We start from the raw sequence: 24,947 nt of genomic DNA on the forward strand, positions 1-24,947 counted from the left end.
CCACGGCGCACGGAGGGAAGCTAACGGCTCATCTCGCGGGGCGCGACCGAATTCCCGGGCTGTCGGGCGGGCGGCCGGTCCGGAACACGGTCAGGCCTCGGCGCGCTTCTCCCGCTTCTCCCGCTCGTCCGCGATCCGGTCCAGCTCACGCATCGCCTGGGCGTGTCCGCTCATCCGCCGGCTCACCTGGCCGGTCGTGAACAGCGCGGTCCCCACGAGCGACACGGGGAGAGACAGCCCCAGGATGAGCAGCGCCTCGGGCCAGTCGCGTTCGTCCTGGCAGTAGTCGCCCTTCCACAGACCCTCGTTGGCCGTGCCGCGCTCCGTGAACAGACGCGCCTCGCACTCGCCGGTGTGGCCGCTGCGTGTCTCGACCGTGTAATCCGTCAGCAGCAGAACCGCGCACCAGCCCCACAACAGTGCGGACAGCAGCAGCAGACCGGCACCCCAGTTGCGTATACGGGTGGACTGCTGCCGGAATTCGATGTCGTAGTCTCGTGAGCGCATGGCGGACGAATCTAGCAGTGCGCGCCGGGGCCGTTCCGCCTCACGGCAACGTGCGGGTGAGCCACACCACTTCGCCGTTCTCCTCCATGGAGAGGTGGTCCCGCTCGAACGCGAGCTTCTCCAGGACGCGCAACGACGCGGTGTTCCACGTGGCCACGGTCGACCAGAGCCTCTTCCGCCCGGTCGCGGCGGCGGCTTCGAGCACCGCAGTGGCCGCCTCGGTGGCATAGCCGTGCCCGTGGGCGCGCTGGAACAGCTCGTACGCGATCTCGGGCTCCTCCAGGGTGGTGCGGCCGATGATCAGCCCGCAGTAGCCGACGAAGTCGCCCTCCTCGCGGCGCTGGATGGGCAGCAGGGCGATCCCCGTGGTCTCCGTCGCTGCGAGCAGCTCCCCTATGGACGTCCGGATGCGCTCGACCGGGGGCGTCCCCTTGCCACGTTCGCCGAGCAGCTCGCTGAACTCGGCGGCGTCCGACTCGGCCCACGGCCGCAGGATCAGCCGCTCGGTCTCCAGGTGAAAGGGCATGGTCGCGTAGGTAGCCATGGGCCCACTCTGCCCCATGGGCCCACTCTGCCCCATGGGCCCACTCTGCCGTTGGGCTGCGGCGGCCTACGGCCGACGCGGCCGGGCCGGGTTCACTTGTCGAGTCTGATCTTCGACGACAGGAAGAACACCCCTGCCGTCGCCACGATGAGACCTCCGGCCAGTTCCTCGTAGCCCTGGAAATAGGCGATGGGGATGGCGATGAAGCAGGCCGCTCCGACCAGGTCGATGACGCGTCCGGCCCACCGCCGGAACCCGCCCAGCGGCGGAGAGGGGTGAGGGCTCGGCGGGTTCTTCCAGTACGGGAAGGGCCCCGGTCTGGGCTTCCAGCCCTCGTCCTGGAGCCGGAGGAACTCCGGGTGGTGGCGGGCATGGCCCAGGCGGCGGGGCGCCAGCCGCCGCCACGGCAGTCGGCCTCGTCGCATGACGATCCAGACGAGCCCCGGCAGGCAGGCGACGGCCGCCCAGATCGCCGCGACCACCCGGTCCCCGGTCGACGCCGGCAGGATGCCGAGGAGTTGGTCCAGCCGGCCACTCGCCGCGTAGGCGATCAGCGCGGCCACGGAGAGCCCCGCCGTCGTCTGCTCGATCTGATGCCCGGTGTGGCAGCGCGGGCAGCGCGGCACCTGGACGGCTTCCTGGTGCCACGTGGTACGCAGGACGACGATCCATGGGGTCATGGTGGTGTCGGCGCCCCGGTGCAGCCCCAGGACGCGGTCGTGCCACGCCACCGGTGTGGCGTCCCCGCAGAACCAGCACTCTCGTACCACGAGTTACCTCGCCCCCTACGGGCCTCACGTTCGCCGCCGGCCCGGCAGTTCCTCAGCGTTCCCCCGGTGAACGTTCCCGTCAAGGATCCCCGCCAGAGGGAAAGCGGCGGCCCGAGCCCGCAGGCCCCGGCCGCCGCCGCCTCGTTGGAGGTGCCGGGTCAGCGCAGCCCGTCCACGAACGCCTGCCAGGCGTGGGCTCCGAGGACGATGGCGGGACCGGTCGGGTTCTTGCTGTCGCGGACGGGGACGGACCCGCAGGGGGAGCCGACGGCGGTCTCGACGCAGCAGCCGCCGGTGCTGCCGCTGTACGAGGAGGTCCGCCAGGCCGCGCCGCCGGTCACGGCGCACTCGACGCACTCGCCGCCGGTGCTGCCGCTGTAGCTGGACTTACGCCACTCCGCGCTCTTCAGGTCAGGGCCGGTCTCCATAACGCTCCTCCATCACGCGGCTGATCCGCGCCACCGATTCCTCGACGGAGAGTGCGGTGGCCTGGAGGTGAGCGTATCGGAGCGAGGCCTCCCTGACTGTCTCCGGGTTGGCCGTCATATGGCCCGAGATGAGGTCCTCGGTGTAGATGACGTCCGGGTCGTCGTCGAAGCGCATGCCGGTGAACGAGCCGTCCAGGCTCGCGTGTTCACCTGCCTCGAACGGCAGCACCTGGATCCGCATCCAGCGGTGCGCCGCGTAGTCCAACAGCCTCTGGAGTTGGGCCCGCATCACCTCGTGGCCGCCGATCGGCCGGTACAGCACTGCCTCGTCCAGGATCGCCCAGGCCAGCGGAGGCTTCTCCCGCTCCAGGATCCGCTGGCGCTCCATGCGGGCGGCGAGCAGACCCTCCAGGTCGTCCGGCATGCCGGTGGCCAGGACCGCTCGCGCGTACTCCTCCGTCTGCAACAGCCCGTAGACCACCTGCGCCTGGTACGTGGAGATGTACGCGGCCTTCGCCTCCATGTCCGCGTACGGCTGGAACCACGTGGGTAGTTGGCTCCGCAGCACCAGCCCCACCAGCCGCGAGAACGTCCCGTCCGTCCCCAACGCGGCGTCCACGCGCTCCGAGAAGTCGCGGGTGGGGATCTTCTTCGTCGTCTCGATCTGGCCGATCAGCGAGCCCGTACAGAAGATGATGTTGCCCAACTGCGGCTGCGTCAGGCCCTGGGCCTCGCGCTGGCGGCGCAACTCCCCGCCGTAGTAGGCGAGCGGAGAGGCGTCGGGATCGAGCGTCTGGATGTTGGCCACGGATGGACCTCCGGGTGCAACGCCTCGCGGCGTTCGTTTCGGTACGTAGCCGAGCGTAGCCATCGCGTCGCAGCCTGGTGACATGAATCACGTACTTGTCCCCCGGAGGGATCCCGGGGAGCCCGTCTACCGCGCCGACTTCGCCCTGGGTGCGCACTCCGCCCGGCATCTGCGCCGCGTCCTGCGGCTCTACCTCAAGGCCTGGGAGCTGCTGTTCCTCGCCGACGCCGCCGAACTGGCGCTCACCGAGCTGATCGCCAACGTCGTGCGCCACGTGCCCGACCGGCGCGGCAAGACCTTCATCTTCCGGCTGCCGCGCGGCGAGGGCGTACGCGTCGAAGTGTCGGACAGCAGCCCGGCCGTGCCCCTCGCCATCACGGGCGATCCGCTGGACGACGGGGGCCGGGGGCTCGTCCTGGTCGACGCCGTCACCGACAACTGGGGGATCGAGAAGCGGTGGGACGGCAGCGGGAAGACCGTCTGGTTCGAGTGCCTGACGCCGCCGGAGAAGGGCGGCAGCCGGTTCAAGACAGCTCGGCCAGAACCGCGTCCGTGAACGGCGTCCACGCCTCCGCCGCCCACGGCCCGAAGGCCCGGTCCGTCAGCGCGACGCAGGCCGCGCCGGCCACCGGGTCGATCCACAGGAACGTGCCCGACTGACCGAAGTGCCCGAAGGTCGCCGGGGAGGAGGAGTTCCCCGTCCAGTGCGGGGACTTGGAGTCGCGGATCTCGAAGCCGAGGCCCCAGTCGTTCGGGCTCTGGTGGCCGTAGCCCGGCAGGACGCCCTTGAGGCCCGGGTGGACGACGCTCTGGGCCTCAAGGACCGTACGCGGGTCGAGGAGGCGGGGGGCCTGCACCTCGGCGGCGAAGCGGACCAGGTCGGCCAGGGTGGAGACGCCGTCGCGGGCGGGGGAGCCGTCCAGCGTGGTCGAGGTCATCTCCAGGGGCTCCAGAACCGCCTGGCGCAGATACTCCGCGAACGGGATGCCGGACGCCTTGGCGATGTGGTCGCCCAGCACCTCGAAGCCCGCGTTGGAGTACAGGCGGCGGTTGCCGGGCGGGGCCGTCACCCGGTGCTCGTCGAAGGCGAGGCCGCTGGTGTGGGCGAGGAGGTGGCGCACCGTGGAGCCCTCGGGCCCGGCCGGCTCGTCCAGCTCGATCGCCCCCTCCTCGTACGCCACCAGCGCCGCGTAGGCCGCGAGCGGCTTGGTGACCGAGGCGAGGGGGAAGCGGTGGTCGGCCGGTCCGTGCGTGCCGAGGACCGTGCCGTCCGACCGTACGACGGCGGCCGCCGCCGTCGTGACCGGCCAGGTGTCGATGATGCGCAGGCTCTCCATGCGTCCGAGCCTAACGGCCGCGCCCGGCGTCCTGTCCTTGGCCCCGATCTGACCGAGGTCTGGATGACGACGAGGAGAGCGCCGGTGGCGGGGCACGGTTCTCCGCGCCGAGGACCGACCGGGCGCGGTCTACGTCCGTTCGCCGGGCTGGTCGGCGGCCCCGTGTTCGCCGGCGCTGACCAGCCCGGTCTCGTAGGCGGCGATAACGGCCTGGACCCGATCACGGAGGCCGAGCTTGCCGAGGATGCGGGCGACGTGCGTCTTGACGGTCGCCTCGGCCAGGTGGAGGCGGGCGGCGAGTTCGGCGTTGCTCAGCCCTCGGGCCAGCAGGCCGAGGACCTCCAGCTCGCGCGGGGTGAGCGAGGCGAGGTCCCGGTGGAGTGCGGCGGTGTCGCCGCCGCGCTGGGCGAACCGCTGGACGAGACGGCGGGTGACAGCGGGCGCCAGGAGGGCGTCGCCGGTACGAACCGTGCGGACGGCCGCCGTCAGTTGCTCGGGGGTGACGTCCTTGAGGAGGAAGCCGCTGGCCCCGGCGGACAGAGCGGAGTACACGTACCGGTCGAGGTCGAAGGTGGTCAGAATGATGACGCGGGGTTCCTCAGGGATTCCGGTACCCCCTGTTCGAACGGAGTGGGGAGCCCGAGGAGCGGCGAGAATGCGGCGGGTCGCCTCCAGGCCGTCCATCTCGGGCATCCGGACGTCCATCAGAACCACGTCGGGGCGTGTGCGACGGACCCCTTCGACCGCTTCGGCTCCGTTGGCCGCCTCGGCGACGACGTCGATACCGTCCGCGCCGAGGATCAACCGGAATCCGGTACGGACCAGGGTCTGGTCGTCGGCGAGGAGCACACGCAGTGGCTCGGTCATGGTGTCTCCAAGGGGATCAGGGCCTCCACGCGGAAGCCGCCGGTCAGGCGGCGGCCGGTGGTGAGGACTCCGTCGTGGACGGCGAGGCGTTCGCGCAGGCCGATCAGGCCCCGGCCGTTACCGGTGGGCGCGCTCGCACCCGGGCGACCACCGGTGTCGGTGACTTCCACCCGGAGCCGTTGCGGGCCGTACTCGACGGTCACGTCGGCGGTGGCGCCGGAGGCGTGCTTCACAGTGTTGGTCAGGACTTCCTGGACCACGCGGTAGGCGGCGAGTTCGAGGCCGGGCGGGAGAGGACTGGGCAGACCGATCACGGTCAGGCCGACTGGCAGTCCGGTGTCCCGGACCCGGCCGATCAGCGCTTCCAACTGGTCCAGGCCCGGCTGCGGGGCCAGCTCCGCCGCCGTACCGGTCAGGTCCGCACCTCCTCCGTCTCCGTCCGTCCCCGCGCTCTCGTCGGCCATGGTGAGCAGTCCCATGACGTGGCGCAGCTCGGTCATGGCCGCTCGCCCGCCCGCCTCGACGGCGAGCAGCGCCTCGGCGGCCTGTTCGGGGGACGACTCCATGATCTTGCGGGCGGCGCCCGCCTGGATGATCATCACGCTGACGTTGTGCGTGACGACGTCGTGCAGTTCACGGGCGATCCTGGCCCGTTCATGCTCGACCGCCCGGCGCAGCGCCTCGGCCTGTTCGCGTTCCAGGGCGGAGAGCCGGGTGCGGCCCTCGTCGGTACGGAGCTTCCAATTGCGCAGGCCGATGGCGGCCACGGCCATCGGGACCAGGATCAGCAAGCCGGTGTACTGGTTGGGGACGATCGGTGTCACCGAGTTCCCCGAGGTACTGACCAGGACGACCGAAACCGGCAGTGCCGCCAGGGCCGCCACCCGGTACGGGCTGTACACGGCGGCGCTGTAGACGGCGATGACGAACGCGTAGAAGGTCAGCCGCAGGACGCTCTGCGGTGTCGCCAGTGTCGCGGCCGTCACCACGCACAGCACGGCGAGCGGGTAGCGGCGGCGCAGCGCCAGGGCACCTGAGGCGATGACCGCGAGGGTCACCATGAAAGCCATGCCGTCGGCTCCGGACGGCCGCCGTAGGGAATGCACCACGCCCGGTGCGATCTCACGCACCACGACGTTGTCGGCGTTGTCGATGCCGTAGTAGACGGTGGTGATTCCGAGTGCCAGCGCCACCAGTGCGTCGAACTGTCGGGCGCGCCGCGTGGGCCGCAGCGGCGGACCGCTCGGAAGCCCGGCATCGCGGACCGTCCGGCGGGCGGCTTCCCGCAGCCGCGCCAGCGTCGTACGTACGTCCATCACCGGTTCATCATCGCCGCCGGGCCGACTCGCGGCGTCCGTCCTGGCGATCATTCCCACCGCACCGGATACATCGCCCGCCTACATCGCAGGGATGACGTTGTCGGGCTCATCCCAGCGCGGTATCGCAAAGGGTCCGGGCGGGCGACGCGTGCGGGCCGGGCCCGCTCCTAGCGTTCACGCAGTCAACTGGCCGTACCCGAGGAGCCCTTCATGATCATGCCGGTGATTGAACTGCGGGAGGTGAGCCGTCGTTACGACGACGGCCCGCCGGCTCTGCGCGAGGCGTCGCTGACCGTACGGCCCGGCGAGGCGGTCGCGATCCTCGGTCCTTCCGGCAGCGGTAAGTCCACGCTGCTCAATCTCATCGCCGGGCTGGACCGGCCCGACGCGGGGACCGTCACCGTGGACGGCGTGCGGGTGGACCTGCTGGGCGAAGCCGGGGCGGCTCTCTACCGGCGGTCGAAGGTCGGCATGATCTTCCAGTTCTTCCATCTGCTCGATGATCTGACGGTCACCGACAACGTGGCCCTGCCGGCGAGGCTCGCGGGCACGGCAGGTGGCAAGGCCGACCGCCGGGCGGCGGAGCTCCTGGAACTCTTGGGCATCGACCGGCACGCCCGCACCTACCCGAACCGTCTGTCCGGCGGTGAGCGGCAGCGCGTCGCGGTGGCCCGGGCGTTGGTGAACCGACCGCCGCTGCTCCTGGCCGACGAGCCGACCGGCGCCCTGGACACGGCTGCCGGGCAGGACGTCAGCGACATGCTCACCGATCTCAACGCCGAGGGCCAGACCATCGTCGTGGTCACCCACGACCTGGCGCTTGCCCGCTCCTGCACCGAACGTACCGTCAGGATCGCCGACGGCCGGATCACCGGGGACGTCCGGTCGCAGGCCGTCGCCTCGCAGGCCGTCGCCCCGCAGGCCGTCGCCTCGCAGGACGTCCGATGAGCGCGCTCGGCAAGGTGGTGCGCTCGGGGGTGGGGCGACGCCGGGTGCAGACGCTGGTGATCGGTCTCGCCACGATGATGGCGGTGGCCGCATCCGTCCTCGGCGGATCGCTGCTCGTGGTGTCCGGCGGGCCCTTCGACGACGCCTTCGCCAAGCAGCACGGCGCACATCTGTCCATGTGGTTCGAGGCGGGCACGGTAAGCGTCGGGCAGTTGTCGGAGTCCAAGGACACCGAAGGGGTGAGCAGTGCGGCCGGGCCGTTCCGCACGGCGACGGTCACTCCGCGGGCGGACGGCAGCCCAGGATGGCCGATGACCGTGGTCGGCCGGGGCGATTCCGGCCGGGACGTGGACGAGGTGGTGCTGCTCGACGGGCGGTGGCCCACACGCTCCGGCGAGATCGCGCTGTCCGTCGACTCCTCGCTCATCCCGACCATGGGCATGAAGATCACCTTCCCCGATCTGTCCGGCGGTCCGGCACTGACGGTGGTCGGGGTGGCCCGCTCGGTCACGCAGACCGCTGACGCCTGGGTGCTTCCGTCCCAGATGCCCGCGCTCACCGAGCCCGCCACGGGCGGCCACCAGATGCTCTACCGCTTCACCGACGCCGGTACCGCCGCGCAGATCGCCGCTGGCGGCGAGGCCGTGACGGAACGCCTGCCGCCGGATACGACGGTCGGCGAACAGTCATGGCTCACCGTCAGGAAGAGCGCCGCACGTGAGACCGCCCTCTACGTCCCGTTCCTCATGGCGTTCGGCGCCCTGGGCCTGGTCATGTCGGTGCTCGTCGTCGGCAACGTCGTCGCGTCCGCGGTCGGCACGGGAACGCGCCGCATCGGCATCCTCAAGGCCCTCGGTTTCACTCCGGCCCAGGTCGTACGGGCCTACGTGGGTCAGGCGCTGATCCCAGCCGCCGTCGGAACGGCCCTCGGGGTACTCGTCGGTCACGCGCTCGCCGTCCCCGTACTGGCCGAGACCGCAGAGGTGTACGGCACCTCGTCCCTGGGCATCGCCCCCTGGGTCGACCTGGCGGTGATCGCCGCAGGCCTCGGCCTGGTGGCGGCGACCGCGTGGGCGAGTGCCTGGCGGGCCGGGCGGCTGCGTACGGTCGACGCGCTCGCCGTCGGGCGTACCGCTCCGACCGCGCGCGGCCGGTGGGCGGCCCGCCTGGCACGGCGGTCGCCGTTGCCGCAACCGGTCGCCCTGGGCCTGGCCCGGCCCTTCGCCCGACCCGCCCGCGCGCTGGCCATGGGCACGGCGATCCTGTTCGGCACCGTCGCTGTGACGTTCACCGTGGGAATGGGCGCGTCGCTCGGCCAGGTGATGAAGGCCAGGGCCCACGACGCCGCCGATGTCGTCGTACCCGCGCCCCTGCCGGACTCCGGCCCCCCAGGCTCTGCCCCGGAGAAGCAGCCCCGGGCCGATCCCGCTGACCCCGCCGAAATCGCCTCGGCCATCAACGCCGCCGCCGGAACGGGAAAGTACTACAGCGCCGCGACGCTGCGGGCGAACGTGTCCGGCCCGACCGGCATCGTCGACGTCATCGCCTTCACCGGCGACGCCTCCTGGGGCGGCTACACGATGGTCTCGGGCCGCTGGATCGACAGGCCCGGCGAGGCCGTGGTCCCGACTCCCTTCCTGGCCGCCACCGGCACCCGCATCGGCGACACCGTCACCCTGAACGGCCTGGCCGAGCCGGTCACGGTCCGGATCGTCGGCGAGGTCCTCGACCCCCGGAACGACGGCATGCAGGTCTTCACCGACGTCTCGACCCTCACGGGCGCGCGTCCCGACCTGACGGAGACGAGCCATCACATCGCGGTCACGTCGGGCACCGACGTGACCGACTACGCCGACTCGCTGAACAGCGACCTGGCACCGCTGGGGGCCACCGCCCGGCCCGGCGGGCTCGACTCGGGCAGCGAGATGGTCCTTACCCTCAACGCGCTGTCCGCGATCCTCACGCTGATGCTCGTCTGCGTCGCCGCGCTCGGTGTACTGAACGGCGTGCTGCTCGACACCCGTGAGCGCGTCCGGGAGATCGGTATCCACAAGGCCCTCGGCATGACCCCCCGACAGACCATCGCGATGGTCCTCACCTCGGTCGTCGTGACCGGCCTTGTCGCGGGTGTGCTGGGCGTGCCGCTCGGCGTGGCCCTGCACGGCTGGGTCTTCCCCGCGATGGGCGACAGCGTGGGGCTCCGCCTTCCCGGCTCCGTCCTCGCCGTCTACCACGGGGCGGAACTGTTCCCGCTCGCACTCGGCGGCCTGCTCATCGCCGTCCTCGGCGCGCTCCTGCCCTCCGGCTGGGCGGCCAGGGCCCGAACCGCCACGGCCCTGCGCACCGAATAGGGAGTCAGTTCCGGAGCCCGTGCCTCCGCTCGGACCCGCCTGGCCCGGGCCACGATCACCGAGAGCCGCTCACCCCGAGTTGGTCTCGCAGGTCGGGTCTCATGCCGCCAGCGGGGCGAGCCGGGTGCCGAGCGCCATGATCCGCATCGCGCGCTCCGTGGCGTCGGCCAGGAACTCGCCGCTCCTGCCGATCGCCTCCACCAGCGTCATCGGCGCGGGCAGGATCGAGCTGTACGCGTCCACGCCCACCGCCCGCACGTCCTGCGCGCCCGGCCCGATCGTCCCGGCCAGCACCAGGACCGGCACCCCGCACGCGTGCGCCCGCCGGGCGACCTCCGCCGGGATCTTCCCCCGTACGGTCTGGTGGTCGAGCGCCCCCTCCGCCGTGATCACGAAGTCGGCGCGGGCGAGGCGGGTGTCGAGGTCGAGGCCGTCGAGCAGGACGTCGTAACGGGGGAGGAGACGGGCCCCCACCGCTGCCAGTCCGGCCCCGAGGCCGCCGGACGCGCCTGTGCCGGGGGCGGTGCGCAGGTCGATGGCCGGGGCCCCGGACATCGGGGTGAAGGCCGGGGCGAGGTCCCGGGTGAGGACGTCGGCCAGCCGCTCCAGGCCGGCGGAGAGCAGCTCCACCTCCGCCGGGGTCGCCCCCTTCTGCGGCCCGAACACCCGGGCCACCCCGCGCTTCCCGCACAGCACGTTGTACGGGTTGCAGGCCACGAGCAGTTCCGTGCGGGCCAGCCTCGGGTCGAGGCCGGACGGGTCGACGCGCTCCAGTTCGTGCAACGCCCCGCCGCCCCGGCGCAGTTCACGGCTGTGCCGGTCCGTCAGCCGGGCCCCGAGCGCCTGGAGGGCGCCCGCGCCGCCGTCCGACGTACCGGAGTCGCCGCAGCCGACGAGGATGCGCCGGGCCCCCGCGTCCAGGGCCGCCCGGATCAGCTCGCCGACACCGTACGTGGTGGTCGCGCCCGGGTGGCGCAGGCCCGGAGGCACCAGGGCGAGGCCCGCGACGGCGGCCATCTCCACGACGGCGGTCAGCGGCCCCGGCCCGCCCAGCAGCGCGAAGTGCGAGGCGACCGGCTCGCCCACCGGGCCCGTCGCGGTGCACGCGACCAGCCGGCCACCGCTCGCCAGGGCCAGCGCCTCGGCCGTGCCCTCGCCGCCGTCCACCAGCGGGATGAGGTCGAGGTCGGCGTCGGGGATCACGCGCCGTACGCCGACGGCGATGGCCTCGGCCACCCGGGCGGCCGAGAGGGACTCCTTGAAACCGCTGGGGGCGATGGCGATGCGGTGGGTGGGGCGGGTGCGGAGGGTCATGGCTGGGTCTCCAGGAGAACGGGCACGCCGAGCAGAGGCCAGACGGCGAGGGCGAAGGTGAGGACGAGGGCCGCGGTGAGCGGGGCGAGGAACGCGGACAGCCGCAGCAGGTCACGCGGGGTGTAGGTCGGAGTGCCTGGCACGTCCGCGAAGAGCGCGACCGGCTTGGCCGAGGAGGGCAGCGTGTGGCAGAAGCCGGCGGCGGCCGTGGAGGCCAGCGCAGCCGTGACCGGGTTGACCCCGGCCCCGATCGCCGCCGCGACCACCAGCGGGACCAGCACGGAGGACCGGGCGGAACGCGACTGGAGAGCCAGGTGGGCGGCCGTGCTGACGACGACCACTCCGGTCAGGAACACCCACGGGGGCGTGGACGCCCCCAGGGGTATCCAGCCCACCAGCCAGTCGGCCGCGCCCGAGTCGGAGAGGGCGAGGCCCATCGCCATGGTGGCGGCCATGAACAGCAGCAGCGGCCAGGGAACCGTCCGCAGACCGTCCTTGAAGCGCACGGTCCCCAGCGCCGGAGAGGTCGCCACCAGCGCGCCGATGAGCGCGACCACGGCGGGCGACACCCCGTGCAGGGGCTCGCTGCACCACAGCAGGACGACCGTCGCCAGCAGGAGCAGGCACCGGGACTCCGCCGGGCTGAACGGTCCCTCGACCGCCGTCTCGGAGTGCTCCTGGATCTGCGCCGCCGTGATCGTGACCGGCCCCTTGCGGTCGGACCGCCGGGTCGTCGTCAACAGCACCAGTTCGGCGGCGAGATGGGAGGAGACGACGGCCAGCGGCAGCCCGAGGACGAGCCACTGCACGAAGCTCAGCTGCTCCCCGGTCTGCTCCCAGAGCACCCCGACGGTGATCAGGTGCGCCCCCGCGCCGATCAGGGTCGCGACGGCCGACAGCAGGATGACCGTGGGGAAGAGCAGCGCCAGCATCACCACCAGACGGGCGCGCTCGCGCAGGGCGGCGGCCAGTGCCAGGAACACGGGGAGCGCCAGGGCGGCACGCCCCGACGTGGCCGGCACGGCGAACGCGGTGACGACCAGTCCGGCCGTGGTCAGGTGCACCAACTGGCGCACGGTCCTGGCCCCGCCGACCAGGAAGACGGCGGCCCGGCCGGCCAGACCGGTCCGGGTCACGGCCGCAGCCAGGACGAAGGCGCAGATCAGCAGCCACACCGTCTCGTCGCCCAGGGTGGCGAAGAGGGTCTCACTGCTGATCACCCCCGTGACCGTCAGCGCCAGGCCCGCGCCGAGCGCGATGTAGGCGTCGTCCACCGGAGTGGCGATCCAGGCTGCGGTGGCCAGGGCGAAGACGGCGAGGGAGAGCCGCCCGTCGACGCTGAGGCCGGGGGCGGCGCCGGGGACGGCGAGGAGAGCGCAGAGTCCGAGGACGGCACAGAGGCCGACGGTCTGCCGGAGTGGTAGAGGCACGCTGTACAGCCTCTGAAGGCGCGGTGAGCGCCTGATGAGCGTCCGGTGAAGGCCTTTTCATCAAGTTCGTCGCGCGGCTTTCCCCCCCGGCCCGGGCGGATCCGCGCGGCTCACCCCCGGCCCGGGCGGATCCGCGCGGCTCACCCCCGGCCCGGGGCGGCCCGGGACAGCGAACGGCCCCGCCCCGGGCACGCGGGGACGGGGCTCCGGCCGGGGCCGGGGTCAAGGCCGGGGCTCAGGGCAGGCGGTAGCCCATGCCCCGGATCGTCTCCAGCCGCTCCGCGCCCAGCTTCCGGCGCAGCGCGCGCACATAGACGTCCACGATGTTGGAGCCGGGGTCGAAGTCGTACCCCCACACATGGGAGAGGATCTGCTCGCGCGACAGCACCTGGCCGGGGTGGCGCAGGAACATCTCCAGGAGCACGAACTCGCGCGCCGTCAGATCCACCGTCCGGTCGTCCGCGCGGGCCCGGCGCGTCCGCAGGTCCAGGGCGAGGCTGCCGCTGCGCAACATGGTGACCTCGGGCGCGCGGGCGGCGGTGCGCTGCCGCAGCCGTACCCGGGCGAGGAGCTCCTCGAACCGGAACGGCTTCGTCATCCAGTCGTCGGCCCCGCCTTCGAGCCCGGCCACCGTGTCCCGCACGGAGTCGCGGGCGGTGAGCACGATGACCGGCAGCGTGACGCGGGCCTCGCGCAGCTCCCGCAGCACGGTGAAGCCGTCCCGGCCCGGCAGTCCGATGTCGAGCACCATCAGGTCGAACCCACCGGTCAGGGCGTGGCCCAACGCCAGGTCCCCGTCCTCGGCGACGACCGTGGTGAAGCCGTTGGCGCGCAGCCCCTTCTGGACGAACGAGGCGATGCGCTCCTCGTCCTCGGCGATCAGGATGCGGTTCATGAGGCGGTCTCCAGCGTGAGTACGAAGGTGGCTCCGCCGCCTTCGGTCCGGCGTAGTTCGACGCGGCCGTGGTGGCCCTCCGCGATGGCCTTGACGATGGCGAGGCCGAGCCCCGCGCCGCTCGTGCGGGTCCCGCGCCGCGACGTCCCCCGGCGGAACCGCTCGAAGATCACCTCGGCGTCCTCCGGCGGAATCCCGGGCCCGTGGTCGGCGACGTACAGCTCGACGCGGTCCTCCTCGACCCGCGAGCCGATCCGGATGCGCTGGCCGGGCACGGTGTGCTGGACGGCGTTCTGCGCGAGCTGCACCATCGCCTGGGTCATCCGCTGCTCGTCCAAGCGCACTTCGAGGTCCGCGACGCCGTCGAGCTGCCACTCCCGGTCGCCGAGGGTCCGCACCTTCACGTACACGTCGGCGGTCAGCTCCGCGAGCTGGACGGGTTCGGGGGTGACGAAGTCGGGCCGCTCGGCCCCCGCGAGCAGCAGCAGGTCCTCGACGATACGGCTCATCCGGTCCAGCTCGTCCGTGACCAGCCGCACCGTCTCCTCCCGGTCCGCCGGGTCGTCGCCCATCAGCTCCAGGTGGCCCCGGACGATGGTGATGGGGGTGCGCAGCTCGTGCCCGGCGTCGTCGACGAAGACCCGCTGCGCGGCGAACGCCCGCTCCAGCCGGTCGAGCATCGCGTTGAACGTCTCGGCGAGGGCCGCGATGTCGTCCCGGCCCTCCACGGGGATGCGCCGGGTGAGGTCCTGCTCGGTCAGTTCCGCCGCCGTCATCCGGACGATCCGGACGGGCGCGAGGATGCGTCCGGCGACGGCCCAGCCGATCCCGGTCGTCATCAGCAGAGCCACACCGGACAGGGCGAGCAGCGTCCAGAACGTCTTGTCGGCGACGGCCCGTTCGCGCTCCGGGTGGAAGGCGACGACGAACGCGCCGGGCTGCCGGCCCGCGGACGGCCCGATCTCGACCTTGGCCCAGCGCACCTCGGCCCCCGGGCGGTCCAGGGTCCCGAAGGAGTCCTTGGAGGCGTGGATCTCGGCGATCGCGGCGCGGTCCCGCCACAGGGCGGTGTCCGGGGGCAGTTCGCGGCGCTGCCGGATGACGCCGGGGCGTTCGCCGGGCGGACCGGTCAGGCCCAGCAACTCCTCGTCGGGGTCCGCGTACTGCCGTTGCAGATAGACGCGGAGAAGCTTGTCCGCGGTGTCGAACCGGCCGCCGGTGTCCGGGTCCACCCCCTGCGGCACGAAGTTCGCGAACTCGCCGGTCTCCTGGGTGAGCAGCTGACTGATGCGGTGGTCCACGTCCCGCTGGAGGATCGAACGCACGGTGACGGCGACCGCGCCCAGCGCGACCGCCATCACGACCAGCAACCACAGCAGGATCCGTACCCGGGCGGAAATCCTCGGAAAGCTAACCGTCATCACCGAAGTCGTCGTCATCGTCGTCGTCGGCCGCGGAGGGGCCCGGAACGACGGAGCTGTCCGGTGTACGGGACGGAGTGGAGGAGCCGCTCGGCGTCGGGGCGTCGGTCGGCGACGTGACACCGCTGGGCGGCGGTGTGCCGCGCGGACTCTCCTCCAGTTGGACGGTGGGAGGCACCTTCGGCGCTTCCGAGGTGTCGGTCATGGCATAGCTGGTGGCCGCTATGCCGAGGGGCACGGCGACGACGGCTGCCAGGGCCGCCAGACGAGGTGAGAAAGCCATGTATTCACCCTGACTGTCCCGGACGGTACGAACATGAAGCGAAGATGAACAATCCTTCATCTTCGATGCGCTCCCCGTCCATCCGTGGGAGCGCCCGGCTCGGGAGACCCGCCGTTCCCGCTCGCTTCGAGACGTTCCCCCTCGCTTCGAGACGTTCCCCCTTGCTTCGAGTGCACTCCAAGGAATTAGCGTGGAGGGCATGACGGTGATCGACGGAACCTCCCGGAGCACTCCCGCGACAATCGCACATCCGCCGCCCTCGCCGACGGTGGACGTCTGCGCGGCCGCCCCGAAGCCGCACCCGCGCCCCGCGGGCAAGGACAGCTACACGATCAGCGAGGTCGTCGCCTTCACCGGACTCACCGCGCACACGCTGCGCTGGTACGAGCGCATCGGGCTCATGCCCCACGTCGACCGCTCGCACACCGGCCAGCGCCGCTTCAGCAACCGCGACCTCGACTGGCTGGCCTTCGTCGGCAAGCTGCGGCTGACCGGGATGCCCGTCGCCGACATGGTGCGGTACGCGGAACTGCTGCGCGAGGGCGCGTCCACCTTCGAGGCACGGCAGGAACTGCTGGAGGCGACCCGTCGTGATGTGATCACGCGGATCGCGGAACTCCACGACACCCTCGCCGTCCTCGACCACAAGATCGAGTTCTACGCTGGCGCCCGCAGGGCGCCGGAAAGGCACAGCGCCTGATGAGCGACAACGACAGGAACACGATCGCCACCGTCGAGCTGGGCGGCGACGGCGGACCGCGGGTCGGCGTCCAGGGCCTCGGCTGCATGGGCATGAGCGAGTTCTACGGCGACACCGATGAGCTCTCCGCCCGGGACACCCTGGACGCGGCCCTGGAAGCCGGCGTCACGCTCTTCGACACCGCCGACGTCTACGGGCGCGGGGCCAACGAGGAGTTCCTCGCGTCGTTCGTCGGGGCCCACCGGGACGAGATCACCCTCGCCACCAAGTTCGCGCTGGTGCGCTCCGACAGCCCCGGATACCGGGGCGTGAGCAACGACCCCGCGTACATCCGCACCGCCGTCGAAGCGAGCCTGCGCCGGCTGAAAACGGACGTCATCGACCTCTACTACATGCACCGCCACGACCCGGCGGTCCCGTTCGCCGAATCGGTCGGCGCGATGGCGGAGCTGATCCAGCAGGGCAAGATCAAGCAGATCGGGCTGAGCGAGGTGACGGGTCCCGAGCTGCGTGAAGCGCACGCGGTGCACCCGATCGCCGCCCTCCAGTCGGAATGGTCCCTCTTCAGCCGGGACGTGGAGAAGAGCGCGCTCGGTGCGGCGGTGGAGCTGGGCGTCACCCTCGTGCCGTACTCGCCGCTCGGCCGGGGCTTCCTCACCGGGGCCTTCACCGACGCGGGCAAGGACCTGGGCGAGGGCGATTTCCGTAAGCAGCAGCCGCGCTTCACCGGCGACAACGCCCGCACCAACGCGGCCCTGCTGGAGCCCGTCCACAAAATCGCCGCCGCGCACGGGGCGACCGCCGCCCAGGTGGCCCTCGCCTGGGTACAGCAGCGGGCCCGGGTGCACGGACTGACCGTGGTCCCGATCCCCGGCACCCGTAAGCGGAGCCGCCTGCTCGAGAACGTGGCGGCGACCGGGCTGACGCTGACGGCCGAGGAGCTGGCCCTGCTGGAGCCGATCGCGGGCCGGGTGGCGGGGGACCGGTACCCGGACATGAGCTTGACGTCGGAAGCCCGGGAGTAGCCGGGAGGCGTACGCGGTCATCGCTCGGTCCATGACGTTCATGAACGCCATGGCGACCGGGCCGCGCCCCCGGAAGACCCCTCACGCCAGCCGCAGCGCGAACACCGCGAACCCCGCCGCGAGCAGCCCCGCCAGCGCGCGGCGGGCGTTCGCGGCGCGGGTGCCCGCCTGCCACGGCGCATCGAAGCGGCGCGCGTACCGGGCGATCAGCACCAGCAGCCCCGCGAACACCGGCAGCCAGGCGATCCGGGCGAGGATCCAGCCCACCGTGTCCGGCGCGGTCGTCAGCCCCGCCACGGCCGTCCCCGCCCCGGCGAGCGAGGCCGGTACGGCGGCGGCCAGCATCGCGGTCTGGTGCCAGCACAGGATCGTCATCGCGGACAGGTTGATCACCACGACCGGCGCCCAGAGCAGCGGCTTGCGCAACAGCCGCCCGAGCCGGTCGCGCAGCAGGATCGCCGCCCCGCTCTGCGTCGCCGCCAGTGCCACCACCAGCAGCGACGGCGGATGCGAGTTCGTCCGTGCCTCGCCCGGCACTCCGACCATCGACGCCGGGTAGTGGAAGACGAGGAGCAGCGCGGCGAACAGCACCCCGCCGCCGATCAGCAGCAGCCGGGCCCCGCGCCTCCCGATCCGCCCCTCGCCCCAGGACACGCCCAGCTGATAGGCGAAGAGCCAGCCGGGCAGGATGTTGAGCATGCTCAGCCAGGACGGCACGGCCTCCGCGAAGGGCCCGTAGCGCAGGAAGTCCACCACCGCGACCGACGCCAGCAGCGGCAGCGCCGCCCACCCGCCGAGCTTCCGCGCCAGCGTGACACAGACCGGGGTGAGGGCCGTGACCACGGTGTACACCCCGACGAACCAGAGCGGCTGGATCACCAGCGTCGACCCCGTACGCAGGGTGTCGCCGGGCACGCCCAGCGCGGACAGCACCGAGAGCAGCACCGCCCACACGGCGGTCACCCCCAGCACCGGCCGGCCGAGGCGGGCCAGCCGACCGCCCAGCCAGGCGGCCGTCGTCGAGGTCCGGCGGCGGAAGGAGAGCACCGAGGCGTACCCCCCGACGAGGAAGAAGATGCCCAGCATCTGGAGCACCCAGCTCGCGGGTGCGAGACCGGCGAACGTCGAGAGCGGGCTCGCGTTGTGCAGGCCGTCGGCGTCCAGCCGGAACCCGCCGAGCATCCAGTGACCGAGCGGCACGGCGAGCAGTGCCAGCGCCCGCAGGCCGTCGATCGCCCGGTCGCGGTCGGCGGGGGTGGACGCGTCGATACGGGCCCCGAGCCGCCGGCCGTTCTCCAGCAGGGCGTTCATCGGGCCACTCCTTCCAGGGCCGGGGCGGCTTCCAGCGCGAGGGCGGCTTCTGCCGGGTCCGGTTCTGTCGCGTCCGGGGCCGCTTCCGCCGTGTCGCCGCGCGCGATGGCGGCGAAGGTCCGCAGCGAATCCGTCCCGGGCTCGAAGTAACCGGCATGCCCCCGGGCCTCGTCCGCCGGCACACGGCGGGCGCCGAACGCCGGATCGGCCGGGTCCGCCCCGTGACCGAGGCCCGCGAAGCGCACGTTCGGCACGTCGTCTATCCAGTCGGTCGGGTCCTTCGCCGCCCAGACCCGGGCGCTCGTCCGCAGCCCGCCCACGTCGTCGGCGCGCATACCGGGGGAGCCGAGGACCACCAGGTCGGTGGCGGGGAGGCGGTGCGCGGCCAGGCCGCAGACCACCGAGCCGTAGCTGTGGCAGAACACGGCCGGCGCGGGCAGCCCGTCCGCCGTCAGGCCCTCCGCGAACCGGGTCAGCCGCCCGGCCCCCGCCTCCGCGAGGCCGCCGGTGGCCGCGTCGATGCCGACCCCCACCGGGGTGGTGTACCCGACCCAGGCGATGACCGCGGTCCCCGGACCGGCCGCGGTGTGCAGGGTCCTGGCCATGCCGGCCGGGGCCCCGTGGCTCGCGACCTTCCGGTCGAAGGTCCCGGCGTCGTTGTCGGACCCCGGCACCACCACCGAGACCCGGCGCGCCGTCCGCAGGTCCCCGAAGACCTCGGCGACCTGGCCGCATCCGCGCGGGTCGAACGCGAGGACCTGGCGGCCGGAGGCGGCGAGCGAGTGGTAGCGGGGGTCGTCCTCGGCGGACAGCGCGAGGGAGTTGGCGCGGTAGCGCAGTTCGAGGGGCGCCCCGTCGAGATTCCCCACGACGGACGGATGGCGTATGAGCAGGAGTTGCCGCTCGTCGGCGCTCAACCCCGCGAAGAACGCGGCGACTTCGCCGGGCGTGGCACGCTCCGGATCCGGCAGCACCGCCCCCAGCGCCCGGTCCGCCCGCCACTGCGCACTGCCAGGCGGCGGCCCGGTCAGCGCCTGCTGCGCATCTCCCGAAACCCAGCCCGCGGTCCCCGCCACCACACTGGTGGCCAGTGCGAACGCGACCAGGGTCCTCGCGTATCGACGCATCGTGCCCTCCCTCTCCGGATCCGCACCGACCGGTGCGACCGGGAGGAAGGTAGGAAGAGGACGGGTGACGAGGCGTCACACCGGAGGGCCAACTACGAGGTGATACCGGGGTAGGGGGTGGGCCAGGTCCTGCGGGTGCCTACGCCCCCGCGTCCCCCGGAGTCACCAGCCCCGACTCGTACGCGAAGATCACCGCCTGCGCCCGGTCCCGCAGGTCCAGCTTGGCCAGCACCCGCCCGATGTGCGTCTTGACGGTCTGCTCGGCCAGCACCAGACGCGCCGCGATCTCCTGGTTCGACAGCCCCCGGGCGATCAGCTCCAGCACCTCGCTCTCGCGCGGGGTCAGCCCGTTCAGCCGGAGCGCCTGGCCACCGCGCGTCGCCCCGGAGGGCCGCTGCGCCGCGAAGTCCGCGATCAGCCGCCGGGTCACCGAGGGCGCGAGCAGCGCGTCCCCGGCCGCCACCACCCGTACCGCCGCGATCAGATCGGCGGGCGGGGCGTCCTTCAGCAGGAACCCGGACGCACCGGCCCGCAGCGCCTCGTACACGTAGTCGTCGACGTCGAACGTGGTGAGCATCAGGACCTTCGGCCGGTGCACCACCCCCACCGGCGGGTTCAGCAGCTCGCGCGCGGCGGCCAGTCCGTCCATCTCCGGCATCCGGACGTCCATCAGGACGACGTCGGGGTGCTGGTTGCGGCTGACGTCGACACCCTGGCGGCCGTCCGCCGCCTCGCCGACCACGTCGATGTCGCTCTGCGCCGCCAGCAGCGCCGCGAAGCCGGCCCGCACCATGGCCTGGTCGTCGACGATGATCACGCGGATGGTCACAGGTCCTCCGAAGGGGGTGGAACGGACGGCGACACGACCGGCGACGCGGCCGGAGGCAGCGGCATCCGGGCGGCCACCCGGAACCCGCCGTCGGGCAGCGGCCCGGTGTCCAGCGTGCCGCCGGTCAACCGTACGCGCTCCCGCATCCCCACCAGCCCGTGTCCGGTCCCGCTCGTCTCCAGCGGCGAAGCGCGCGTGGCGGCGGGCCCGTTGACGACCAGCACAAGGAGGTGGCCGTTGTCCGGCGCGACGAGGACCCGGGTGCGGGCCCCCGGCGCGTGCCGCACCACATTGGCCAGCGCCTCCTGCACGATCCGGTACGCCGACAGATCCACCGCCGACGGCACCTCGCCCAGCTCCGCGGCCAGAGCCAGCTCCGCCGGCAGCCCGGCCCGAACCGTCGCCTCCACCAGCTGCTGAAGCCGGCTGAGGCCCGGCTGCGGCGACCGGTCGCCCTCGGTGCCGTCGCTGCGCAGCACCGACAGCAGCCGTCGCATCTCACCGAGGGACTCCCGCGCGGCCGCCGCGATCGAGGCGAACTCCTCCTGCGCCGGCTCCGAGAGCCCGGAGATCCGGTACGGCGCGGAGTCGGCCTGCACGGTGATCACCGACATGTGGTGCGCGACCACGTCGTGCAGCTCACGGGCGATCCTTGTCCGCTCCTCCAGCAGCGTGCGCTGCGCCCGCTCCGCCTCGCTGATCGTCTCCTGTTCGGCCAGCCGCCGCGTCGCCTCGCTCCGCTCCCGTACGGCACCACCGATCACGAGGACCACCGCGCCGAGGATCGGCAGCAGCAGGGCGCTGCCGGTGTTGCGGTCCGCCGGCGCGATCAGATGCAGCACAAGCCCGACCGCGCCCGTCGCCAGCCAGACGCCGACCACGGTCCGCCGTGTCTCGCGCAGACCGAGGGCCAGCAGCAGGAAGAGGTACGCGACCAGCACCGGGGGGATCCACGGCCAGACGTCATGCCGCTCGTCGGGGTGCGCCAGCAGCACCAGCGCGCCCACGATGTCGGCGGGGAAGATGATCCACCAGGCCTGGAGAGGCCGGTGGGCCAGCATCAGCAGGGGGGCGGACTGGGCCACCCCGAGCGCCCCGGCCAGTGCGCCCGGCACGCCGTACTGCGAGGTCAGGACGTTGATGGTGACCGGGATGAAGGTCGCGGTCAGGGCGAGCACCACGACGTACGGCAGCAGCCGCTGCCACCGCTTCGGGGCTTCCGCCAGCAGCGGGGTGGACGGATGGGACGCGTGGGACAGCCCCTGGGCGAGCTCGCGCAGATTGCGGCGGGCGGCGCTCAGCAGGCCGTCGGCGGGCGGCGGGGGCCCGGCGGGGGAAGTGGACATGGCCCGGTCAGCCTAGGCAGGCCGTGGGCCCGGGGACGTCATACCGGGGTCGCGACCCTCGGCGGGTTCGCCTCATACTCCGGTACGGGGTCCCCTCCCGGCGCGGGCCGGGGGTCGGGTCCTCTGCCCGGCGCGGGCCCGGGGGACGGGTCCCCTCCCGGCGGGGGCCCGGGGTACGGGTTCCCTCCCGGCGGGGCCCGGGGCCCGGGGTCACAGCTCCGCGAGCAGTTGGGCCTTCTTCGCGCTGTACTCGGCGTCCGTCACCAGTCCGGCCTGATGCAGCTCGCCGAGGTGATGTATCCGCTCGGCGATGTCCGCCGGATCGCGCCGCCCGGCGTTCACCAGGACCGGGGCGGAGGCGGCGGGCGCGGGCTGGGTCCGGCGTACGGATTCCAGGACGGCGGCGGCGAAGGGCAGCGACTCGTGCACCGGCCCGTAGCCCAGGCCGAACAGCACGGCCGCCGGATCCTGGTCCGCGGTGGCGGCCGGCGGCTCGGCGGGCACGCCCGCGGGCGTCCCGCCGTCCGCGTCCCCGCAGCCGCCGGGACCGTGCAGATCGCCCAGGCTGCCGCCGGTGCGGTGGTCGACCGGGGCCGCCGCGCGGGGCACCAGACGCAGATAGCCGTCCAGCGCCTCGGGCGAGCGCCATACGATTCCGGCCAGTTCGCTCACCCGGAAGCTCTGGTCGCCGGCCTTCCACTTGGCGCTGGAGGCCCCGGTCCAGGACCACCGGAAGGAGATCCGCTCGCCGTCGAAGCTGGCCCGGCCGTCGTACGCCTTGAAGTTCATCGGGGCCTCGGGGGCCGCCACCAGGAAGCGGTCGGCGCTCTCGCCGGACGCCGGGTCCAGCAGGGCCCGCAGCTCGTCCGCGTAGTACTCGGCGAGCACCTCCCGCTCCGCCGGAAGCACCAGGCGATAGGGGTCGCACCCCTCCTTGAGCTGCCCGGAGGCAGCCTCCACCAGAGGATCGGCACCCGCTCTCGGCACGGCACGCAGAACCACCGTGCCCCGCTTGCCGGGGGTCAGCGTCACCGACGACAGGGCCGCATACGGGATGCGGCGTTCCCGCAGGCTCTGGAAGAGCTTCGGTGTGCGGATGCCCCGTTCGAAGCGGATGAGCACGGAGTCGGTGTCGAACTCCCAGGTGGCATGAATTCCGGCCAGCACATCACCCATGTGCCTCATCGTATGCGGCACAGTCGCCCGCGTCCCCCCTCGGTGCAAGTCCCAATTAATCCGCCCGACACCGACCTCTACGCGCGTCAGCCGTCCCGCTCGCCGGAAATACCGCTGTGGCAGGCGCTGCCGGCACTCGCGCAGCTGACCGATCCGTACGCACCGACGCCGATCGCGGCGAAGTTGTCCAGGCTCTCGGTGCCCGGTTCGAAGTAGCCGCTGTGCCCGGCGGCGCCGGCCGCCGAGACGATCCGCGCGCCGAAGGCCGGGTCGACCGGATCGGCCCCGTGACCGATCCCGCCGAACTCCAGATGGGGTACGTCCCCGATCCAGTCGTCCCCGTCCCGCGTCGCCCAGATCCGGGCACCGGTCTCCAGCTGCCCGGCGCTGGCGGCCCGCATACCGGGGCTGCCCGCGACCGCGATGTCGGCCACCCGGTCGTGGGCCCGGTGCGCGGCCACCCCGCACACCACGGAGCCGTAGCTGTGGCAGAAGAGCGAGACCTGCGAGGTGCCGGGCAGCGCGCCGACCATCGCGTTCAGCCGGATCGCGCCGTTCGCCGCGAGCCCGCCCAGCGCCGCGTCCATGCCGAGGCCGGCCGGGGCGGTGTAGTCGGCCCACGCGATGACGGCCGTACGGGTGCCCGGGGAGGCCGAGCGCTCCGCCTTGTACAGGGACTTGGCCATGCCGACGGGGGCCCGGTACGCGCGAGTGCCGCGCTCCAGGGTCAGCAGATGGGTGTCGACACCCGGGACGACGACGGAGACCCGGGCGGCCCGGTCGAGATTCCCGAACACCTCGGCCGCACGGCCCTTCCCGGAGGGATCGAAGGCCAGGATCTGGCGTTGGCCCGTGAGCATCGACCGGAACCGGTCGAGACGGGCCTCCGCCTCACCGCGCCCGTCCGGCGAGAGCTTCTCGTCGTGCGCCCGCGTCTCCTCCACGGCCACGGCCTGTCTGAGGGCCACCCGGTTGGCGTGGTAGCGCAGGGTGACCGGAGCGCCGTTCAGATTCCCCACCACCGACGGGTACTTGCCCGCGAGGGCGATCTGCTGTCCCGAGGTGAGGGTGGCGAAGAAGTGGGCCAGCCGGTAGGCGGGAGCGTCGGCGTCCGGCAGCGAGCGGCCGACTATCCGGTCCCTCGCCCAGGAGGCGAGCGCGAGCTCGCGTGGCCCGTCGGAGTGCTGATCGCGGACGGCGCTCCAGCCCGTCGTCGCCAGCATCACGAACACCACCGCCACGGCGAGCAGAGCGCGCCATGCGGTCAACGTGGGTGAGGTGTCGAAGGAAGTCACTGCGCCACACCCTAGGAGACGCGTGCCGACCACCGTGATTCGGGTGAGGTACATCACCCGTCCGCGAAGGATTCATCACGGATTTCTCACACAGGGTCACCACCGCCCTGTGGCCGCGCTACTCCCGAGGCCCGTTCCGGAACCGCGCCACTCCCGACGGCCGAACCGGAGTCGCTACTCCCGGCGCCAGTCCCGGGCGAGGGCCGGGGCGAGCTGGTCGAGATACTCCTCGGTCAGGTCGCGCAGCGCCTCCACGCTCGGGTCGAGCCCCCGCCCCCACAGCTGACCGGTCACCCGCATCACCCCGGAGAACGCGGCGACGGCCACCCGCGGGCGGGGGTCCCGCTCCACGTCGAGCCCTTCGCGCTCCGCGATCAGCAGGGCGATCTGGTTCTCCAGGGCGACCCCGCGCCGCATGTGGGCGGCGAGCAGGGACGGGGTCGACTCGATCATCTGGTAGGTCCGCATATGGAGATCGACGGTGACGACCTCCTCGATCGCCTCGCCGATGCTGTTCCACGCGCACAGCACCGCACGGCGCATGGCCTCGAAGGGGGCTTCGCCCGCGGGGCGGCGGCGTAGTTCCTCGATGAACCGGGACTCGACCATCTCCTGCACGGCGAAGGTGGCGTCCTCCTTGCTCGCGAAGTAGCGGAAGAAGGTGCGCTGGGAGACCTCCACGGCGTCGACGATCTCGTCGACGGTGGTGCGTTCGTACCCCTGGGTGGTGAACAGTTCGAGGGAGGCGCGTACCAGGGCGTCCCGGGTGCGCTGTTTCTTGCGTTCACGCAGTCCGGCTCGGGGCTCGACTGTCTGCCCGTCGGTCACGTACCGGTCCCTCTTTTCCCGTGTTTGTCCAGCTCAGCATACCTGTGCGCTACGTGTGAGCTACGTGACAGTTACTGACTTGTGAATT

General features: G+C 72.5%; 25 protein-coding genes. 5 read left to right on the forward strand and 20 right to left on the reverse strand.

The annotated features are described in order from the left end of the window. Positions 1-90 precede the first annotated feature (90 nt). From ACIQRW_RS27705 to ACIQRW_RS27725, 5 genes are all read right to left on the reverse strand, one after another. The gene (locus ACIQRW_RS27705) at positions 91-507 is read right to left on the reverse strand and encodes a hypothetical protein (protein ID WP_403765055.1); all 417 of its coding nucleotides are present in this window, start codon (positions 505-507) and stop codon (positions 91-93) included. A gap of 40 nt (positions 508-547) precedes the next feature. Continuing rightward, the gene (locus ACIQRW_RS27710; protein ID WP_403765057.1) at positions 548-1,051 is read right to left on the reverse strand and encodes a GNAT family N-acetyltransferase; all 504 of its coding nucleotides are present in this window, start codon (positions 1,049-1,051) and stop codon (positions 548-550) included. 92 nt (positions 1,052-1,143) lie between these two features. Next, complete coding sequence (locus tag ACIQRW_RS27715; protein ID WP_403765059.1) at positions 1,144-1,782, reverse strand: hypothetical protein; 639 nt, start codon at positions 1,780-1,782, stop codon at positions 1,144-1,146. A gap of 197 nt (positions 1,783-1,979) precedes the next feature. Beyond that, a complete protein-coding gene (locus tag ACIQRW_RS27720; RefSeq protein ID WP_403765061.1) occupies positions 1,980-2,249 on the reverse strand; it encodes a DUF397 domain-containing protein in 270 nt (89 codons plus the stop codon). Further along, entirely contained in the window at positions 2,233-3,057 is an 825-nt protein-coding gene (locus ACIQRW_RS27725) for a Scr1 family TA system antitoxin-like transcriptional regulator (protein ID WP_403765063.1), read from the reverse strand. The genes ACIQRW_RS27720 and ACIQRW_RS27725 overlap by 17 nt, the downstream gene beginning before the upstream one ends. Positions 3,058-3,139: 82 nt before the next feature. Here ACIQRW_RS27725 and ACIQRW_RS27730 point away from each other — a divergent pair, with 82 nt between their 5' ends. Then, positions 3,140-3,613, forward strand: a complete 474-nt coding sequence (locus ACIQRW_RS27730; protein ID WP_403765064.1) for an ATP-binding protein — start codon at positions 3,140-3,142, stop codon at positions 3,611-3,613. Here the strand turns inward: ACIQRW_RS27730 and ACIQRW_RS27735 are convergent. From ACIQRW_RS27735 to ACIQRW_RS27745, 3 genes are all read right to left on the reverse strand, one after another. Next, a complete protein-coding gene (locus ACIQRW_RS27735; protein ID WP_403765066.1) occupies positions 3,582-4,394 on the reverse strand; it encodes a serine hydrolase domain-containing protein in 813 nt (270 codons plus the stop codon). The genes ACIQRW_RS27730 and ACIQRW_RS27735 overlap by 32 nt on opposite strands. A 129-nt stretch (positions 4,395-4,523) precedes the next feature. Next, the gene (locus tag ACIQRW_RS27740) at positions 4,524-5,261 is read right to left on the reverse strand and encodes a response regulator (RefSeq protein ID WP_403765068.1); all 738 of its coding nucleotides are present in this window, start codon (positions 5,259-5,261) and stop codon (positions 4,524-4,526) included. Continuing rightward, positions 5,258-6,577 carry a sensor histidine kinase gene (locus ACIQRW_RS27745; RefSeq protein ID WP_403765070.1) on the reverse strand — a complete coding sequence of 440 codons (1,320 nt, stop codon included), beginning with the start codon at positions 6,575-6,577 and terminating at the stop codon, positions 5,258-5,260. Before ACIQRW_RS27745 ends, ACIQRW_RS27740 begins: the two co-directional genes overlap by 4 nt. A gap of 213 nt (positions 6,578-6,790) precedes the next feature. On the opposite strand from ACIQRW_RS27745, the gene ACIQRW_RS27750 reads away from it, so the two are divergent. Both ACIQRW_RS27750 and ACIQRW_RS27755 read left to right on the forward strand, forming a co-directional pair. Further along, positions 6,791-7,528: an ABC transporter ATP-binding protein gene (locus ACIQRW_RS27750; RefSeq protein ID WP_403765071.1), complete on the forward strand. Its 738-nt coding sequence runs from the start codon at positions 6,791-6,793 to the stop codon at positions 7,526-7,528. Next, positions 7,525-9,879, forward strand: coding sequence for an ABC transporter permease (locus ACIQRW_RS27755; protein ID WP_403765072.1), 2,355 nt, complete (start codon positions 7,525-7,527; stop codon positions 9,877-9,879). The genes ACIQRW_RS27750 and ACIQRW_RS27755 overlap by 4 nt, the downstream gene beginning before the upstream one ends. 99 nt (positions 9,880-9,978) lie before the next feature. Here ACIQRW_RS27755 and ACIQRW_RS27760 read toward each other — a convergent pair whose 3' ends face one another. The 5 genes from ACIQRW_RS27760 to ACIQRW_RS27780 form a co-directional block, all read right to left on the reverse strand. After that, on the reverse strand, positions 9,979-11,193 hold the full coding sequence (locus tag ACIQRW_RS27760) for a glycerate kinase (protein WP_403765074.1): 1,215 nt from the start codon (positions 11,191-11,193) through the stop codon (positions 9,979-9,981). After that, entirely contained in the window at positions 11,190-12,623 is a 1,434-nt protein-coding gene (locus tag ACIQRW_RS27765) for an SLC13 family permease (RefSeq protein ID WP_403765076.1), read from the reverse strand. Before ACIQRW_RS27765 ends, ACIQRW_RS27760 begins: the two co-directional genes overlap by 4 nt. A 235-nt stretch (positions 12,624-12,858) precedes the next feature. Continuing rightward, complete coding sequence (locus tag ACIQRW_RS27770) at positions 12,859-13,518, reverse strand: response regulator transcription factor (protein WP_003969385.1); 660 nt, start codon at positions 13,516-13,518, stop codon at positions 12,859-12,861. Further along, positions 13,515-14,939, reverse strand: a complete 1,425-nt coding sequence (locus ACIQRW_RS27775; protein WP_403765078.1) for an ATP-binding protein — start codon at positions 14,937-14,939, stop codon at positions 13,515-13,517. Before ACIQRW_RS27775 ends, ACIQRW_RS27770 begins: the two co-directional genes overlap by 4 nt. Next, complete coding sequence (locus tag ACIQRW_RS27780) at positions 14,929-15,222, reverse strand: small hydrophilic protein (RefSeq protein ID WP_403765080.1); 294 nt, start codon at positions 15,220-15,222, stop codon at positions 14,929-14,931. Before ACIQRW_RS27780 ends, ACIQRW_RS27775 begins: the two co-directional genes overlap by 11 nt. Before the next feature lie 199 nt (positions 15,223-15,421). Between ACIQRW_RS27780 and ACIQRW_RS27785 the strand changes: the two genes are divergently transcribed. Both ACIQRW_RS27785 and ACIQRW_RS27790 read left to right on the forward strand, forming a co-directional pair. Next, positions 15,422-15,922, forward strand: coding sequence for a MerR family transcriptional regulator (locus ACIQRW_RS27785; RefSeq protein WP_403765081.1), 501 nt, complete (start codon positions 15,422-15,424; stop codon positions 15,920-15,922). Further along, positions 15,922-16,947, forward strand: coding sequence for an aldo/keto reductase (locus ACIQRW_RS27790; RefSeq protein ID WP_403765083.1), 1,026 nt, complete (start codon positions 15,922-15,924; stop codon positions 16,945-16,947). Before ACIQRW_RS27785 ends, ACIQRW_RS27790 begins: the two co-directional genes overlap by 1 nt. Before the next feature lie 81 nt (positions 16,948-17,028). Here the strand turns inward: ACIQRW_RS27790 and ACIQRW_RS27795 are convergent, their stop codons facing one another. From ACIQRW_RS27795 to ACIQRW_RS27825, 7 genes are all read right to left on the reverse strand, one after another. Next, complete coding sequence (locus ACIQRW_RS27795; protein WP_403765085.1) at positions 17,029-18,258, reverse strand: acyltransferase; 1,230 nt, start codon at positions 18,256-18,258, stop codon at positions 17,029-17,031. Further along, positions 18,255-19,385, reverse strand: coding sequence for an alpha/beta hydrolase (locus tag ACIQRW_RS27800; RefSeq protein WP_403765087.1), 1,131 nt, complete (start codon positions 19,383-19,385; stop codon positions 18,255-18,257). The genes ACIQRW_RS27795 and ACIQRW_RS27800 overlap by 4 nt, the downstream gene beginning before the upstream one ends. A 139-nt stretch (positions 19,386-19,524) precedes the next feature. After that, entirely contained in the window at positions 19,525-20,214 is a 690-nt protein-coding gene (locus tag ACIQRW_RS27805; protein ID WP_403765088.1) for a response regulator, read from the reverse strand. After that, the gene (locus ACIQRW_RS27810; RefSeq protein WP_403765090.1) at positions 20,211-21,560 is read right to left on the reverse strand and encodes a sensor histidine kinase; all 1,350 of its coding nucleotides are present in this window, start codon (positions 21,558-21,560) and stop codon (positions 20,211-20,213) included. Before ACIQRW_RS27810 ends, ACIQRW_RS27805 begins: the two co-directional genes overlap by 4 nt. A gap of 210 nt (positions 21,561-21,770) precedes the next feature. Beyond that, positions 21,771-22,736, reverse strand: a complete 966-nt coding sequence (locus tag ACIQRW_RS27815) for a DUF4429 domain-containing protein (protein ID WP_403765092.1) — start codon at positions 22,734-22,736, stop codon at positions 21,771-21,773. An 86-nt stretch (positions 22,737-22,822) separates the two neighbouring features. Beyond that, on the reverse strand, positions 22,823-24,031 hold the full coding sequence (locus ACIQRW_RS27820; protein WP_403765094.1) for an alpha/beta hydrolase: 1,209 nt from the start codon (positions 24,029-24,031) through the stop codon (positions 22,823-22,825). Positions 24,032-24,205: 174 nt separating this feature from the next. Beyond that, complete coding sequence (locus tag ACIQRW_RS27825) at positions 24,206-24,859, reverse strand: TetR family transcriptional regulator (protein ID WP_403765096.1); 654 nt, start codon at positions 24,857-24,859, stop codon at positions 24,206-24,208. Positions 24,860-24,947 lie beyond the last annotated feature (88 nt).

The sequence above is a fragment of the Streptomyces sp. NPDC091287 genome, from assembly GCF_044768525.1.
Classification (GTDB): Bacteria; Actinomycetota; Actinomycetes; order Streptomycetales; family Streptomycetaceae; genus Streptomyces.

Bases quoted from the DNA above. Each gene is read 5' to 3' on its own strand.
- ACIQRW_RS27705 (WP_403765055.1), bottom strand. From the start codon at position 507: ATGCGCTCACGAGACTACGACATCGAATTCCGGCAGCAGTCCACCCGT.
- ACIQRW_RS27710 (WP_403765057.1), bottom strand. From the start codon at position 1,051: ATGGCTACCTACGCGACCATGCCCTTTCACCTGGAGACCGAGCGGCTG.
- ACIQRW_RS27720 (WP_403765061.1), bottom strand. From the start codon at position 2,249: ATGGAGACCGGCCCTGACCTGAAGAGCGCGGAGTGGCGTAAGTCCAGC.
- ACIQRW_RS27730 (WP_403765064.1), top strand. From the start codon at position 3,140: ATGAATCACGTACTTGTCCCCCGGAGGGATCCCGGGGAGCCCGTCTAC.
- ACIQRW_RS27735 (WP_403765066.1), bottom strand. From the start codon at position 4,394: ATGGAGAGCCTGCGCATCATCGACACCTGGCCGGTCACGACGGCGGCG.
- ACIQRW_RS27740 (WP_403765068.1), bottom strand. From the start codon at position 5,261: ATGACCGAGCCACTGCGTGTGCTCCTCGCCGACGACCAGACCCTGGTC.
- ACIQRW_RS27745 (WP_403765070.1), bottom strand. From the start codon at position 6,577: ATGGACGTACGTACGACGCTGGCGCGGCTGCGGGAAGCCGCCCGCCGG.
- ACIQRW_RS27750 (WP_403765071.1), top strand. From the start codon at position 6,791: ATGATCATGCCGGTGATTGAACTGCGGGAGGTGAGCCGTCGTTACGAC.
- ACIQRW_RS27755 (WP_403765072.1), top strand. From the start codon at position 7,525: ATGAGCGCGCTCGGCAAGGTGGTGCGCTCGGGGGTGGGGCGACGCCGG.
- ACIQRW_RS27760 (WP_403765074.1), bottom strand. From the start codon at position 11,193: ATGACCCTCCGCACCCGCCCCACCCACCGCATCGCCATCGCCCCCAGC.
- ACIQRW_RS27770 (WP_003969385.1), bottom strand. From the start codon at position 13,518: ATGAACCGCATCCTGATCGCCGAGGACGAGGAGCGCATCGCCTCGTTC.
- ACIQRW_RS27775 (WP_403765078.1), bottom strand. From the start codon at position 14,939: ATGACGGTTAGCTTTCCGAGGATTTCCGCCCGGGTACGGATCCTGCTG.
- ACIQRW_RS27780 (WP_403765080.1), bottom strand. From the start codon at position 15,222: ATGGCTTTCTCACCTCGTCTGGCGGCCCTGGCAGCCGTCGTCGCCGTG.
- ACIQRW_RS27785 (WP_403765081.1), top strand. From the start codon at position 15,422: ATGACGGTGATCGACGGAACCTCCCGGAGCACTCCCGCGACAATCGCA.
- ACIQRW_RS27790 (WP_403765083.1), top strand. From the start codon at position 15,922: ATGAGCGACAACGACAGGAACACGATCGCCACCGTCGAGCTGGGCGGC.
- ACIQRW_RS27795 (WP_403765085.1), bottom strand. From the start codon at position 18,258: ATGAACGCCCTGCTGGAGAACGGCCGGCGGCTCGGGGCCCGTATCGAC.
- ACIQRW_RS27800 (WP_403765087.1), bottom strand. From the start codon at position 19,385: ATGCGTCGATACGCGAGGACCCTGGTCGCGTTCGCACTGGCCACCAGT.
- ACIQRW_RS27810 (WP_403765090.1), bottom strand. From the start codon at position 21,560: ATGTCCACTTCCCCCGCCGGGCCCCCGCCGCCCGCCGACGGCCTGCTG.
- ACIQRW_RS27815 (WP_403765092.1), bottom strand. From the start codon at position 22,736: ATGGGTGATGTGCTGGCCGGAATTCATGCCACCTGGGAGTTCGACACC.